Origin of the sequence: Rhodococcus sp. ACPA1 (genome assembly GCF_002300195.1) — a bacterium.
Taxonomy (GTDB): domain Bacteria; phylum Actinomycetota; class Actinomycetes; order Mycobacteriales; family Mycobacteriaceae; genus Rhodococcus_F; species Rhodococcus_F opacus.
The window spans coordinates 35,530-50,307 of sequence record NZ_NSDX01000016.1 but is presented as its reverse complement, the minus strand read 5'-3'; the positions used below and the strand labels follow the sequence as shown (position 1 = coordinate 50,307).

General features: G+C 66.2%; 11 protein-coding genes. 10 read left to right on the top strand and 1 reads right to left on the bottom strand.

All coding sequences use genetic code 11. From position 1 onward, the window contains the following. Window positions 1-985 precede the first annotated feature (985 nt). From CJ177_RS46280 to CJ177_RS46235, 10 genes are all read left to right on the top strand, one after another. Window positions 986-1,297, top strand: a complete 312-nt coding sequence (locus tag CJ177_RS46280) for a hypothetical protein (RefSeq protein ID WP_095871068.1) — start codon at window positions 986-988, stop codon at window positions 1,295-1,297. Window positions 1,298-1,341: 44 nt separating this feature from the next. After that, window positions 1,342-1,740: a hypothetical protein gene (locus tag CJ177_RS46275; RefSeq protein WP_095871067.1), complete on the top strand. Its 399-nt coding sequence runs from the start codon at window positions 1,342-1,344 to the stop codon at window positions 1,738-1,740. Then, window positions 1,737-4,793 carry an ATP-binding protein gene (locus CJ177_RS46270; protein ID WP_095871066.1) on the top strand — a complete coding sequence of 1,019 codons (3,057 nt, stop codon included), beginning with the start codon at window positions 1,737-1,739 and terminating at the stop codon, window positions 4,791-4,793. Before CJ177_RS46275 ends, CJ177_RS46270 begins: the two co-directional genes overlap by 4 nt. Window positions 4,794-4,819: 26 nt before the next feature. Beyond that, the gene (locus CJ177_RS46265) at window positions 4,820-6,934 is read left to right on the top strand and encodes a hypothetical protein (protein WP_257015104.1); all 2,115 of its coding nucleotides are present in this window, start codon (window positions 4,820-4,822) and stop codon (window positions 6,932-6,934) included. Then, complete coding sequence (locus tag CJ177_RS46260) at window positions 6,934-7,773, top strand: hypothetical protein (RefSeq protein WP_095871064.1); 840 nt, start codon at window positions 6,934-6,936, stop codon at window positions 7,771-7,773. The genes CJ177_RS46265 and CJ177_RS46260 overlap by 1 nt, the downstream gene beginning before the upstream one ends. After that, a complete protein-coding gene (locus tag CJ177_RS46255) occupies window positions 7,770-9,371 on the top strand; it encodes a peptidoglycan DD-metalloendopeptidase family protein (protein WP_095871063.1) in 1,602 nt (533 codons plus the stop codon). Before CJ177_RS46260 ends, CJ177_RS46255 begins: the two co-directional genes overlap by 4 nt. Window positions 9,372-9,760: 389 nt before the next feature. Continuing rightward, the gene (locus CJ177_RS46250; RefSeq protein WP_095871062.1) at window positions 9,761-10,351 is read left to right on the top strand and encodes a hypothetical protein; all 591 of its coding nucleotides are present in this window, start codon (window positions 9,761-9,763) and stop codon (window positions 10,349-10,351) included. A gap of 228 nt (window positions 10,352-10,579) precedes the next feature. After that, window positions 10,580-11,887 (top strand): IS256 family transposase, encoded by a 1,308-nt coding sequence (locus CJ177_RS46245; RefSeq protein ID WP_095867872.1) that lies wholly within the window; start codon window positions 10,580-10,582, stop codon window positions 11,885-11,887. Between the two features lie 20 nt (window positions 11,888-11,907). After that, window positions 11,908-12,414, top strand: a complete 507-nt coding sequence (locus CJ177_RS46240) for a hypothetical protein (protein WP_257015103.1) — start codon at window positions 11,908-11,910, stop codon at window positions 12,412-12,414. A gap of 292 nt (window positions 12,415-12,706) precedes the next feature. Continuing rightward, window positions 12,707-13,378, top strand: coding sequence for a bifunctional 2-polyprenyl-6-hydroxyphenol methylase/3-demethylubiquinol 3-O-methyltransferase UbiG (locus CJ177_RS46235; RefSeq protein WP_095871061.1), 672 nt, complete (start codon window positions 12,707-12,709; stop codon window positions 13,376-13,378). On the opposite strand, the gene CJ177_RS46230 is transcribed toward CJ177_RS46235, so the two are convergent. Further along, the gene (locus CJ177_RS46230; RefSeq protein ID WP_095871060.1) at window positions 13,375-14,769 is read right to left on the bottom strand and encodes a cytochrome P450; all 1,395 of its coding nucleotides are present in this window, start codon (window positions 14,767-14,769) and stop codon (window positions 13,375-13,377) included. The genes CJ177_RS46235 and CJ177_RS46230 overlap by 4 nt on opposite strands. Window positions 14,770-14,778: the final 9 nt, after the last annotated feature.

Here is a 14,778-nt window from a genome sequence, read left to right as displayed (position 1 = left end):
GCCTGTGTGAGCGGTGGTTGCATCGGTATGTCGACCGCTGCGCCGAGGCACTCTGTCGACCACTGTTCGGCACGCTCGTTCGAGCGCTCTGCGGGGGCGTTCACCGAGTGCTCCACGGGGCAGTGTGAGGCGCGGGATTCAGCGCTCGCGCGAGTGCTTTGTCGAGTGCTTCGCCACGTGCCTCTGTGGGTGGGTGTGCCAGTGCGATCGAGCGGTGTTGTGAGCGCTGCGGAACGCGTAGACACGCGTCGGCGGTGAGTGCTCGCCGCCGCACTGGTTCGAGCACTGCTCATAGCGTTCTACATGGGCGTTCCGAATAACGTTGGCGCTGAGCGCAATTCTGGATTACACTCCCCCCCAAGGAACGCCGGGGGGGAGTGGCCCCCGGAGGGGGTGGCCGCGGGAGGCGCTTTTCCGAGCGCTCGAATCCACCGCCGAAATCCATCGCCGAATCCGGCGCCGTTTTCACCGCGCAACCGAGCGCTGTCTCCACGCACCGGCGCACTGGGTGCTCGAGCCGCTCGCTGCGCACCTGCCGCGACAGCCCGTCTGGGCGCGGCCTTTGGACCCGCCGTCTGCACCGGGTGCGCACACCGCCCGACCTGACGCCCACAGAGCCCGTGTGGACCCATAGCTCGACGCTCCATCGCACTCCTATACGCGAGCCTCCAACCCCTGCGCCTTATAGGGTCCTGATCGCCGCGCCGACACACGGGCCGCCCCCATCGTTCGAATCACCGCGGGGAATCCCCTCACGCGCAGCCTGATTGCCGGCTGCCCATCGAGATCGTTCCGGCCGCGCCGCGCCGCCGCTTCGCACCCATCGCTGGAAACGACATTCCCGATGCCGCACCGCCCCCGTTCACCTGCACCGATGACCCGATCCCGGCGCGGACACCCCGTTGAGATGAAAAGCGAAATCGACTTACGGTCGTGCGCATCCACATTCAGATGCACCTACCGAACTCAGCGATGGAGAGTGCTCATGTCCCTCACGTCCGCAGTCATCGAACTGGCGACCACCCCGCCCGGAAGCATCGACGTACTCGCCCAGAACACCGAAGTCACCACTGGCGGCCTGCGCGCGTGGATCGGCGACAACATCATCTTCACGATCCTCGCCCTGATCGCGTGCGTCGTCCTCCTCGGCGGCCTGCGCGGCAACCTGTCGAAGGTCTTCACCGTAGGCGGTCTGTCGCTCGTCGGTATCGCGTTCTTTTCCCTCGCGAGCAGTGAGAGCGCCGCGACCGGCATCGGCAACTGGATTCTCGGCCTGTTCGGCATCCGAGTGGTCTGACCTGCCGTGCCCGATCACCAATCGACGATCGAAGGGAGCCGACTGTGATCGACAACGACGACCTGCTGCACCGGGTGGATCAGCACTACCTCGGCCCAACCGGGTTCACCCTGCCCGTCCGGATTCGGTACGCGGCGCTCGGACTCGGGGCCGCATTCATGGTCACCGTCTTCGTCCTCGCCCGCGCCGTCGTGCACGTGCCGCTGGGTTTCAAGTCCCTCGTCGTGATGGTGGTCATCACCGTCGTGCTCACCGCGCGGGTGACGAAGTTCGTCAACGCCGACCGCCCGGTCCGGTCGGTGATCCGGGCCGCGTGGAACGACCTGAACGCACCGCGCCCGCCGAAGCCCGACCAGACCGTCGTGCTCCGCATTCCCGCCATTTCCCGCGCCGCCGGCAGCGCGCATGCCGTCACGCCGATCGAAGGTGAGTACTCCCGATGACTTTGCAGCCCGACAACGAGATCGCCGCACTGTTCGATCCGAACTTCGCCGAGCCCGAGCCGGCCATCGTTGCGCCCGGTGCGTTGCCACCATCGTGGGCGGCGGCGATGGCGGCGAACCGAGCGGCCGCCACACCGGCCCCGGCCCAGGAATTGGCTTGGTCACAGGCTCCGAACAGCAACATCGCAGCCCCCACACCTGACGTGGCCCCCTCCCCCGCACCTGACGCGGAGCCAGAACCCACCGCGAAAGGCACGCGCCGCGGAAAGAAGCGCCGCAGCCGCGCCGACCCGGCGGCGGAGTTCACCAGGCAGGCCGCGGCGGCGAAAAAGCGCGCCGACCGCGAACGCAAGGCGGTGCGGCTCGCGCTGGTCGGGGTGGAGGGCAACGTCACTCGCACGCGCCGGCAGTCGACGGCGTGGTTCGTGCAGCCGCCGGGACCGTGGAACATGCGTCCGGTCGGCAAGCAGCGCCGCTACATCCAGAACGAGGGGTTGGTCGTGGCGAACCTCGCCGAGGCCGGTGTGACGGGGCTGCACCGGCGGCTGGTGCGCACACCGTGGCCGGTGCGGCAGTGGGCGCAGGCGCATGACGCGTGGGCCGATCCGATCCCGGACGTGCCGGGTGCGTTGTCGTGGGCGGATTACCTACGCGGGCAACAACACGCGATGTTGTGGGGCAACCCGACCCAGAAGGGCCGCTACTGGGGCGTGGAGCTGCCGCCGCGCTCGGTGCTCGCGCAGGGGCTCGACACGGTCGGGCAGTGGCTGGTTCCTGTCGTCGACTGGCCACTGCTGGGCACGTTCGCTCAGCTGTGGCGCAAGTGGGCGCGCGATGCGTTCCTCAATGAGCAGAAGGCGATCGCGGACCATCTCGCCACGATCGAGCGGCACCTGTCCGGGCAGGGCGTGAACGCCACACCCGCGACGCCGGCGCAGATGGACTACCTGATGCTGCGCTCGGCGACACTCGGGCTGCCGCTCGATGCGGACGGCGTGATCTGCGGCGGCGGCGACTGGGAAGAATCCGACGTCGCCGCACTCGAAGACCTCACCACCCTCGAGCTGACCCCCGGCGACGGCTACACCACGGCGCGCGGCCAGGTCGGCGGCCGGGACTACACCGGCTACGCGATCGTCCTGACGGTCGGGCGCATGGCGCCGCTGCCGATCCCGGAGAAGATGTTGCCGTGGCAGGTGATCGGAGATCCGTCAGGCGAACCCCTCGAATGGTCCGAGCGGATCTCGCTCATGACCAAGGGGCAGACGCTGCGCGGCCTGCGCCGGTTGACGTCGAAGATCGAGGCCCAATTCGACCACTACACCGTCGAACACGACCAGGTCCCGCCGCAGGAACTGGCCGAACAGCACGCACTCGCCCAACGGGTGATCTCCGACATCGAGGAGGACCACTCGGGCCTGTCGGTGCGCACCCAGGGCTGGTACCGCGTCCTCGTCGTCGGTTCGTCGCCGGAGGAGGCCAAGGAGAAAGTCGCGCTGCTGCAGGAGATGTACGCGCCGCGGATTCGTCTGGAACCCGAGCACGGCCAGTACCAGCTGCTGCGCGAGTTCATCCCGGGTGAGCCGCTGGCGAACATCGCGCACTGCCGGCGGATGAACGTCGAGGCGCTGTCCGCTGGCATGGCCGCGGTCGGTGACCGGATCGGTGACCGCACCGGCGTGGTGGTCGGGCAGACCGCGTCGATCGCTCCGCGGCCCGCGGTGTGGGATCTGTTTGCCGCGCACGAGAAGAAGCACAAGTCCGGTCTGACGCCGATCGTCGCGGTGCCCGGCTCGGGTAAGACATTCCTCGCCGGGATGCTCGTCTACCAGGCGGTGCGGGCGGGCGCCTACGGTGTGGTGCTCGACCCGTCGGGGCCGCTGAAGAAGCTTGCGCAGCTGCCCGAGTTTCGGGGTATCGCCGAGGTGCAGGCGCTGACCGGTCGCACCTCGCGTCCGGGATCGCTCAACCCCTACCGTGTGATCGTCGACCCTCGGCGCGAGGATCCGGAGTACGACTCGTCCAATCCCGACTACGCCGACGATGCCGATCCGGTCGCCGCGGCGCAGTCGCAGTACGAGGCGGATCTGCGAGCCGCGGAGGCGGAGCGGATCTCGGTGGCGGTGTCGGTGTTGAAGATGATGCTCACGCCCTCGCGCCTCGACCATCAATGGACCGAGACGGTTCTACAGACCGCGGCGAACATGGTCGGCGGCGACCGCCGTCACAACCTGAGCGAAGTCCTCGCCGCCATCGCCACGATCGGCGAAGGCAAGGACGAGATCAACGTCGACCTGATTTCCTGCGCCCGGTCCATCCACCAGGACCTGGCGATGATGTCCCAGCTCGCCGAGGCTCGCGTGCTCTTCCCGGAGGAGGGGACCATCGGCGACGGTGAGGACGGCGGGCGCAACGTGCGCCTGACGGTCCTGACGATGCCGGGCCTGCAACTACCCCCGGAGGGCACCGATCCGGCGCAGTGGACCCCGCAGCAGCGGATGGCCGGCCCGCTGATGCATATGGCGGCGTGGATGGCGAACCGGCTCGTCTACGAGCTGCCGCGTTACGAACGCAAGGTGCTCTTTCTCGACGAGAACAAGTATCTCGAGCAGACCGGCGCCGGACGCACCCTGAACCTGCGGATCGCCCGCGACAGCCGCAAGTACAAGGTTCGCGCGCTGGTGTGCTCGCAGCTGCCCGACGACTACCTCGGCCTCGACGGCACCGACGACAAGTCCGCGCTGACGTACGAGGTGGTCATCGGTGATCTCGGCGGCAACGCCCACGCGATCGAGGGTGCGCTCAAGCTGTTGAATCTTCCGCTCGGCGAGGGCTACGAGTCACTCCTGGCCGGCCTCGGCGGCGGCGGGGAGGACACCCTCGATGAGGACGCCGACACCGAGCATCTGGACCAGGCCCGCCGGTTCATCGTGAAGATGGCCGACGACATCGAGCTGATCCGTTCGGACTGGACGCACTACGTGCACCTGGCCCACGTGTTCGACGCCCTGGACTCACGAGCTACCCGCGCGGCGATCGGGGGTGGGGCGTGAGCCCACTGCGGCCCGGAGCCGCACTGATGGACCGTTCCCCTTCCCCGCGCCGTTTCGGGTGGCGTACGGGGCTCGTAGGGCGTGTTCTGGTGGTGCTGATGCTGGCCGCGGTGTCGCTGATCGGACTCGGTGGCGCTGTCGCGGCGGCCGGCGGGTTCGACTGCCAGGACGTCCCGCCGCCGGAGTTCCCGAACGAGGTCATCGAGATCACCTTCGACTCGACCAGCGCCGACCGGCCGACCACCGGCGGCACCGGCTATCAGACCTACGGGTGGGCCGGGCTCGAGTGGCACACCTACGACCTCGGCTGCGGCGCGGACCTGGTCAAGGCACCGGGTGCGGTCGGCGACACCACCCTGGGCAACACGTTCTTGACCATCGGCAAGTCAATGGCGGCCGCCGCGTTCTGGCTCGACGACCAGACCAAGACCGGCCAGGACGCCACCGCGGCCGGGGTGACGCCCGCCCTGGAGCGGTTCGACCAGATCGTCTTCTCGATCACCGAGGGCATGCGGGACCTCTACGGGCAATGGGTCGGCATCGGCCTGGTCGTCGTGGCCTCGATGATCCTGTGGAAAGCCCTGACAGCCGACACAGCCGGGGTCACGAAGACCGCGGCGATCGCCGCCGCTGGGCTCGCGCTCGGCGCGTTGATGGTCGGGGCCCCGCAGAAGGCGCTCCAGGTGGCCGACGAGACATTCGGGGCGCTGATCACCGAGACGCAGGACCAGATTTTCGCGGTGCAGTTCGGCGACGACGGAGGCACGCTCGCCGGCGGCAGCACCGACCCCCGAAACGTGTTGGTCGACCAGATTTTTCTTCCCGACTGGCGCAAGGGATGGTTCGGTACCAATTACGACCCGGAGGATAAAGCTGGCCTCGGTGTGAAGCTCCGAGACTCACTGGCGTTCACCTATGACCAGCAGAACGCGGTCAAGGACGATCCGAAGGCCCAAGCGCAGCTCGCCGAGGAGAAGGCCGACCAGTTCCGGGAGATCGTCACCGATCTCGAAACCGACTACCAGCTCTCCTACTACCAGTTCCAGGGCAAGGACTCCGGCCGCACCTCCACCGGCTTCATGGGCATGATCAAGCTGGCCATGCCCTCGCTGCTGTGGATCGGCGCGTCCCTGCTGAAACTGACCGCACTGCTGGCGATCCGGTTCGCGGTCCTGTTCGCCCCGATCTGGATTCCGGTCGCGATCGCCTACGGCGGGTGGCTGGCCCGGGTGATGCGCATGCTCGCCTCGGCCTACATGTGGGGCGTGGCCGGCTCGGTGATCGTCGCGCTCTACCTGATGGCGCTGGTCCAGCTCTACGTCAACTCGAACGGGGCCGTCGAAGGGTCCTGGCGACTGTGGTTCATGGTGCTGCTGACCGTCGTGTGCTGGGCGATCATGCGGCCGTTCAAACGGATGAGCCAGACGTTCACACAAAACAGTGCGAGCATGGTCAACCGCAAAGCCCGAAGCGCCAAGAAGTCCATCAAACGCAAGGCATTCGACGCTGCGAGCTTCGCGGTCGGCGGGCCCGCGCAGGCGATCACGGAAAAGGTCACCGAGCGCTTCGCCCGCCGTGGACGCGACGGACAGGAGGACGACGACGGGGCGAGCACGGTCACTCGGCCCGAGGGTCGCGCACTGGGCAACCGCCGCCAGCAGACGCTCACGCAGTCACGGGCCGATGCCCGGAAGGCGCAGGGGCTGGGCCGGGCCGCACGCCTGGGCCAGGCCTCCGACGCCGCGGCCGATCGCGATGCACGTCTCGCCGGGATCGCTGCCGTGGCCAGCCGCGACATCGCCCGCGGCAAGGGCGGGGTCGACAGCAAGGACGCCGATCGCGCGGTCAGGTCCGGCGCCGCGGCGTGGAAAAGGTTCGACCAGAAAGAGGCCGACAACCTCGTCCAGGAACGCCGCGCCCGCAAGGAACTGCTGACCGCCAGCGTCGGGCAACGGTGGGACGGCGGCGACCGCTCGGCCATCGCCCCGATGAAGGTCTACACCCCCACCCGTGGCCAGCGAGCGGCACATCACGCCACCGCGTCCACTCCGCACCGCTCACCGGCGAAGGCGCCGCCGAACGCGAAGGTGTGGAACGCCGCCGCCCCAGCTCGCACGACACCTGAGGACCGGTACATCTGATGTCGTCATCTGGACCCAACCCTGTCCTCGCACCGATTCGCCGATGGGTGCTCTACTCCCGCACCCACCTGGCGATCACGGTGGCCGGCACAGTGGCGTTGCTGTTCGCCGCCGGCGCGGCCTTCGGAGAGAACGCTCCGCCGCGGGCAGTCACCCACCAGGCCGACACCACCGTCGAATCAGTCACGCCCACGGAGGTGATCAGCTACGACCTCGACGAAGTGAACGAGTCCCTGGTCGCCGCCAAGACCGTAGCCTGGGCCGCCTCCAGCGCGCCTGCCACCGCAATGGCCTACGCGCACGCCTTCGTCGACACCACACCGTCGGATGCGATGTGGGCCAGCACCATCGGCCGCCACACCGCCGACAAGCCGGGAGAGCACGTCGTCGCGGCCCGGCCGCGAACCACGGTGGTCATCACCGGCCCCACGGTCAGCACGCTCACCGACGGGCCCGACGGCACGCGAACCGCGCGGGTGACCGTTCCGACGCAGGCCGGGGACCTGCGGATCACGCTCACCGTCGACGTCGACGAGGTCAACGGTGAGAAGCGGTGGGTGGTCGACACTCCCCTACCGACCCTCGACCTCTCCGAGGTCGAAACGATCGCCCCGGCGACCACCACGGCCACACCACTCACATCGACGACACCGACCACCACAGCGGCCGAAACGACACCGCCGCAGCCGACATCGATGTCGAGCCTGTCAACGACGCCGCAGCCGACGTTCGATCTCGACGAACCGGAAACCGCCCCGAGCCGAGGCAACGACCCGACACCGATTCCCGGTCCGATCCCGATCCCGGAACTCGACACCCCGATCCCGGGAGGACTGTGAACATCGGCGGCGCCCAACGGGCGCTACTGCTCACCGGCGCCATCGGCATCATCATCGGGACATCGGCGTGCTCACTGGGCGCACCGGTCATCCCGAGAGACCCGTGCCGGACCGTCACCTCCGACAGCGCCAACAGCGCGGGGTCGATCGCCGAGGATCTGACGCTGACCGTGTCCGGACCAATTCGCCTGCCGGTCGAACCTGGGACCACCACGTTCACCTCCGGATTCGGTGAGCGCTGGGGAGCCCAGCACCAAGGAGTGGACCTTGCCGGGCCGGTCGGCACGAAGATCCTCGCCGCGCTCGACGGCAACGTCGTCAAGGCCGGGGACTCCGGCGAAGGGCCCGGGGTCGGGTTCGAGAACTGGGTGGTCATCGACTCGAACGTCGACGGCAAGCCCGTGAGCACGGTCTACGGCCACATGTTCGCCGATGGAATTCACATCAAGCCAGGCCAGCAGGTCAAGGCCGGCGACCACATCGCCGACATCGGCAACGCCGGCGGATCGACGGGCCCGCACCTGCACTTCGAGTACTGGCAGGGCGGCCGACTGCAGGGCGGAACAGCCCTCGACCCCGTCACCGTCCTACCCGACATCGCCAAGCAGAACGGCACTGGCGGAGGCGACCCCGACACCGCCAGCAACAGTCCCATCCAACTCGTGGCCGCATCCCGGTCGACAGCTGACTGCTCCGGCTTCGGCATGGCGGGCGGCGGCGAGCTGGCATTCGGGATCGTGCCGGCCGAGTTCGAGCCGTGGCTACGCCGCGCCGGCAGTGTCTGCCCGGAGATTGACCCTCCGTTGCTCGCCGCACAGCTCCAGCAGGAGAACGGATTCCGGCACGGCCCCCATGCCCCGGTATCGGACACCGGAGCAATGGGTCCCGCACAGTTCATGCCCGGCACCTGGGCAACATGGGGTAAGGACTACGACGGCGACGGGAAGGCCGACCCGAACTCCATCGGTGACGCGGTGATGTCGCAGGCGCATTTCATGTGCGCCCTGTACCAGGACGTTTCCGGCTACATCGCCAGCGGCCGGGCCACCGGCGACCCCATCGAGCTGACACTTGCCGCCTACAACGCCGGTCCCGGCGCCGTGCAGAAATTCGGCGGTATCCCGCCCTTCGCCCAGACCGAGAATTACGTGCCCACGATCCTGCAGGCCCGCACAGGGTTCACCAATCCCAATGCCCGCGGCCGATTCATCCCGAACACTTCCGGTGACAGCAGCCAAGTCGTCACGGCCGCTCGCGAATACCTCGGTACCCCGTATGTGTGGGGTGGCGGCGGAACCGGCGGACCCTCCGGCGGTGGGTTCGACTGCTCAGGTCTGACCTCGTACGCGGTGCACGCGGCTAGCGCAGGCAAGGTCTCCCTCCCCCGCACCTCGGAGCAGCAGTGGGGCGTCGGCATCGAGATCCCGATCGACCAGGCGAGGCCCGGCGACCTCGTCTTCGGCAGCTGGGGGCCGAATGGGCCTGGACACGTGGGTGTCTATTCCGGCACCGGAAAGATGGTCCACGCCCCCACGCCGGGCGATGTCGTCAAGGAAGCTCCACTCCAGGCAGGGTTGAAGGCCCGCCGCGTCATGTAGGGGGACGTGCAATCTCCGCATGTGTAGGTTCTCACGCTACTTTTGCCCTTCTCACGATTCTATCGCCAATTCGTCGACGGCGAACCGGATTGCCAACGAACCTCCAGGTCAGCGACTCATGCGGATGGGGCGGGAGGCACCGCCGAGTGCTGGAAGCTGGCCGCCGGCCAAGGAAAGCGACATTTCGATGAGAAGAGCCACCGACAGAACGGTGAGAAAGCTACGCGAAACCGTAGGTTACGAGACAACTCGGCGACAAGTACAACGAATACCTCCAGCTGCCGTGGTCGATGTCGACCGCCCCGCGCCGGACCACCCATTCGGAGGACGGGGGACGTGTCATTTATCGTGGTAAATGGCCGAATTCTGCCACGGGGAGGGAGGGCGACGTGAGTGCACGGAAGCTCGTCATCGTGGTGTTGGTGGTCGCTGTCGTCGGATTCCTGGCCTACGCGTATCTCTCCCGAACCAACGACGGCGAGGACTCGGCGAGCGTGGCAGCGTCGATGACCACCAGCGCGCCCACGGCCACTGCGGCCGCGGTGTCGCCAGTCGACGTCGAGACCGCCGAGCTGCCGACTTCCTCCCGCGACGCTGAAGAGGCCGCGCGACAGGGGCTGATCGTGGCGTTCACCTGGTACCCGGCTACCGACACCAACCAGAACGACGCATATGGGCGGGCCCGAAACTGGCTGACCGGCAGGCTCGCTGACCGCATGCTCGTCGACGCCCGCACTGAGCGCGGGCCTGGCGTGCAGTGGGATGAGTGGGCGCAGGAGCAGGCCAAGGTCATCGCTGACGTCAGCGTCGAATGCTCCGGCTGCCCTGAGGACACCGATACCGTCGTCCACCGCGTAGCCACCATCAAGCAGACCGCGGTCGACGGCAGCAACACCGATACGGTCAAACCTGACACCACGGTATGGGTCTCCGTCGTCCGCGAGGGCGACCACTGGCTCATCGACGACATCCGCTACTGACCCGGAGGGCCTCGTGACCCGCAAGAACGTTGCCGCAGCACTGATCACCGCTGTTCTCGCCGTCGGCCTGACCGCATGCAGCAGCGATGAGTCGACCACCGCGACTCCCACCAGAGAAATGATCAGAACTTGTGGATCGGGGAGGGCGTACCTTCCCGGAAGATGATCTGCAAGGTATCCGAACTCTGATCAAGACCAGCGCGGCAACGCTGGCGGGAAGGTACGCCCGTGCTCACGGTAGTACACGACGACGACCGGACCAACGACGACGACGGGCGGTCGTTACTCGACGAGATCGTCCGCGACGGTGCCCGGCAGATGCTCGCAGCCGCCCTGCAGGCGGAGGTCGCCGCCTATATCGAACAGTTCGCTGACCAGGTCGACCAGAACGGTCGCCGCCTGGTGGTGCGCAACGGCTACCACCACGAACGCGGTGTACTGACCGCCGCCGGTGCGGTCACCGTGAAAGCCCCTCGGGTCAACGACAAACGCATCGACCCGGACACCGGAGAGCGGCAGCGATTTTCGTCGGCGATCCTGCCGGCCTGGGTGCGCAAGTCCCCGCAGATGAACGAGGTACTGCCCTTGCTGTATCTGCACGGGCTCTCCACCAGCGACTTCGGGCCGGCGCTCGAGCAGTTCCTCGGATCCGGTGCCGGGCTGTCGGCGGCCTCGATCACCCGGTTGACGACCCAGTGGCAGGACGAGGCCAAGGCCTTCCAGGGTCGGGACCTCTCGGGCACCGACTTCGTCTATCTGTGGGTCGACGGTATCCACCTCAAGGTGCGGCTCGAGCAGGACAAACTGTGCCTGCTGGTGATGATCGGGGTCCGCGCGGACGGCCGGAAGGAGCTCGTCGCCCTCACCGACGGGTATCGCGAGTCCACCGAGTCGTGGGCGGACCTGCTGCGCGGCTGCCGACGCCGCGGTATGACCGCTCCCGTTCTCGCGGTCGGTGACGGCGCTCTGGGGTTCTGGAGGGCGTTGCGGGAGGTGTTCCCGGAAACCCGGGAGCAGCGGTGCTGGTTCCACAAGCAGGCCAATGTTCTTGCTGCGCTACCGAAGTCGGTGCATCCGGGGGCGCTCGCGGCGATGAAGGAAATCTACAACGCCGAGGACATCGACAAGGCCCAGGTGGCGATCAAGGCCTTCGAGCTCGACTACGGCGCGAAGTATCCGAAGGCGGTCGCGAAGATCACCGACGACATGGATGTGTTGCTCGAGTTCTACAAGTATCCGGCCGAGCACTGGGTACATCTCCGCACCACAAATCCCATCGAGTCAACTTTCGCGACGGTGCGGCTCCGGACGAAGGTCACCAAGGGGCCGGGTTCGCGTGCGGCGGGACTTGCCATGGCTTACAAGCTGATCGACGCCGCCCAGGCGCGCTGGCGTGCGGTCAACGCACCACATCTGGTCGCGCTCGTTCGTGCGGGCGCGGTGTTCCACAAGGGCAAACTGCTCGAACGACCCACCGATATCAGCCCCAACGCCGGGGCGATCGAGCCCGCAAGCACCGGATCGGAGGTCGCTTGAAACAACCTCATCCACAGGATTTGACAATATCTCCTCCCACCAGCGTGCCGACCACCACCGCGGACGCATCTCCGTTCGGGGCCGAGGCCAACAGTGACCTCATCGCCAAGATTCACCGTGACAACGCCACAGCGATCGTCGAGACCGTGGAGGCACGTCACGGAAACCCTGACCAGGCACTCGCGGCCCTCCTAGCGGCCGAGGCGGAAACCGGCTGGAGGTCAGGACTTTCGATGGCCCCGCCTGCGACGGGAATCCGCGACGTCTACGGCTGGCGCTTCGGGTACAACATCGCTGCCGACTCCACGGATGCGGTCAAGGCCGCCACGAACACATTCATGGACAACGCCATCACCGTCAGCGCCGACGACCCGGCTGCCTACGCCCTGGCCGTCCAGCTCGCAGACCCACGCGGCTACAACGAGAAGGAACACTTCTACAAAAAGGGCGAGACCGCAGCCACCGAGTACGCTGCCGCACTCCCCAAGGCCCAGGCCGCGTATGCCGAGCTACGCGGTTCGCAGTAGCGAGAGCTACGAGTGGGGACGTTTCTTGCGCAGGTCAACGGTATGAATCGCTCTCCAGTTCAAGGGCGTCGTTGGTGATGCCGGCATTCGCACGACTTCTTCGACGGTCCGTCTTCGGTCTCGATGTGCGTGCAGGCCGCATCGACCGATGCGTCGCTGACGTCACACTCGATGCCGTGTACACCTTCGGGGACGGCGGAGCCAGGTTGCGCTGTGCGTTCCCCACACTTGTTCTGTGCAGCTCCTGGCCCATATGGTGTGACACGGTGTACCACCAAATGATGGGAGTTGCGTGTCCAAGGTTGATGACAAGGCCGTCCAGGCTGGAGCTGCGCCGTATACCGCTCCCTTCCTGCTCATCTATGACCTATGGGTGGTTCATCTCTCCAACGATCTGGCCTGGCGCTGCGGCCGAGAACGATTCGTGGAGATGTACGACCAGCACGTCGGACGCGGTCATCTCGAGGTAGGTCCTGGGAGCGGCTGGTACCTGGCGAATGCCCAACTGCCAGCGGGGACCGAGCTCACCCTCCTGGACTTGAACGCCAACAGTCTCAATCACTCCTACCGTCGGTTGTCCCCGCGCTATGACGTGCGGACAGTGGAAGCCAACGTATTGGATCCCGTGCCGTCGGACCTGGGACCATTCGACTCCGTCGGTCTCAACTACGTCCTTCACTGTTTACCGGGTGGCTGGCGTGAGAAGAGTGTGATCTTTCAGAACCTGGCCGGTGTGCTTGCAGCGGATGGCGTCCTCTTCGGTTCAACAGTTCTCGGGCGGGGGGTGAAACGGAACATCTTCGGCCTCACGCTCGGTGAGGCATACAACCGTCTCGGGGCTTTCCATAACCGCGACGACGATTACGACGGTCTCGTCGAAGCTCTGCGGGTCTCGTTCGGTCGCGTCGAGGTCTCTCAGGTCGGCAATGTGGCGTTGTTCGTCGCCAGTAAGCCAAAGCGCTAATTTCGACGACGAGGGCGAAGCCGCAAGCCTTCTGGTTTGAGAGTGATCTGCTCCTGGACCTTGAGTTGGTATGCAGGGTTTTCCTCGAAGTTGAAGCGGTGCAGCAGGAACGCCAGCGCGAGGATCGTCTCGTGATACGCGAACTGTCGGCCAATGCACGCACGCAACCCGGTTCCGAACGGCTTGTAGACCACTGAGCTCTGTATTGGTCGCATGTTCTCAGGCAAGAATCGATCCGGATTGAACTCCTCCGCATCGGGGCCCCACACCGGGTCACGGTGCGCCTGCAACGTGAGCACGAAAACCCAGTCACCGGGAGCAAAGCGGTATTTTCCGCCGATTACCGTCTCTTCTTTCGCTTCTCGGAAGTAACCCGGAGCAATGGGCCACAGGCGCAGAGTTTCGTCCACGACCCGTCGGAGGTAGCGCAATCGCGCGACGTCCTCGTACCTGATCGCTGTCACGTCTCCGGCTGGCCACCTGTCGTCCAGTTCAGCGCGGGCTTTTGCAGCGATCTCGGGGTTCGTTGCGAGGTAATGCAATGCGAAGGCGAGGACCCCTGCCGATGTCTCGTGCCCTGCAACGAGGAAGGTGAGGATTTGATTCCGTACGTTGATCTCGTCGAGCAACTCACCGGTTTCCGGGTCGGGCTCGGTCAGCATTCGGGCAAGCAGATCGTTGTGTGTTCCTGAGTCTTCTGTCTTGCGTCGTTTGATGACGTCGTCGACGACCTGCTTGACGTAGTGAATATCGCGCTGGTGTTGCGCGGCCTGTTTACGGCCGATTGTCTTCTGCAGGATTGGAGGCAGGTTCGAGTTGCGATTTATGTAGGTCAGGCCGCGCATCATGGCCTCGACAAAGGGATGGGTGTCGGCACGCCGAAATGAGTCGAACGTGTAGTCGAAGCCGGTTCGGGCGATCACCTCGAGGGTAAATCGGTTCATGTCCTCGGGGACGTCGACCCAGCCGCCCTCCTTGCTCTCCCACGCCGACACCAGTTCTTGGGCGGTCTCGCACATCGTGTCGTGGTAGCCGCGCATGGCCTGCTGGGTGAACCCCGGCGCGAGAATGCGATGTGCTTTCGCCCAGTTCGGCTCGTCGTTGTACGCCGTGAACAAACCGTCGCGGGAGATCGGGCGGAGTTTCTTGAAGAGGACGCCAACGTGCTTGGTCCAGGTGTCTTCGTTATTGACCTCGGCGATCAGTTCCGGGCCTGACACGATCACCATGGGATAGTTCACGATCAAGCGTTCGAAAATGGGGCCAAGCTGTCGCGCGTCTTTCATGCTGGTCTGCGTGGGCTTCGCCGGGTTGATCGTGAGGAGATCCCCGAGCAGCGGAAGGCGGTAGCGCGGGTGCGGCAGTGCCTCACCAGTTGTCGTTGTAACCATCAGGGTGTG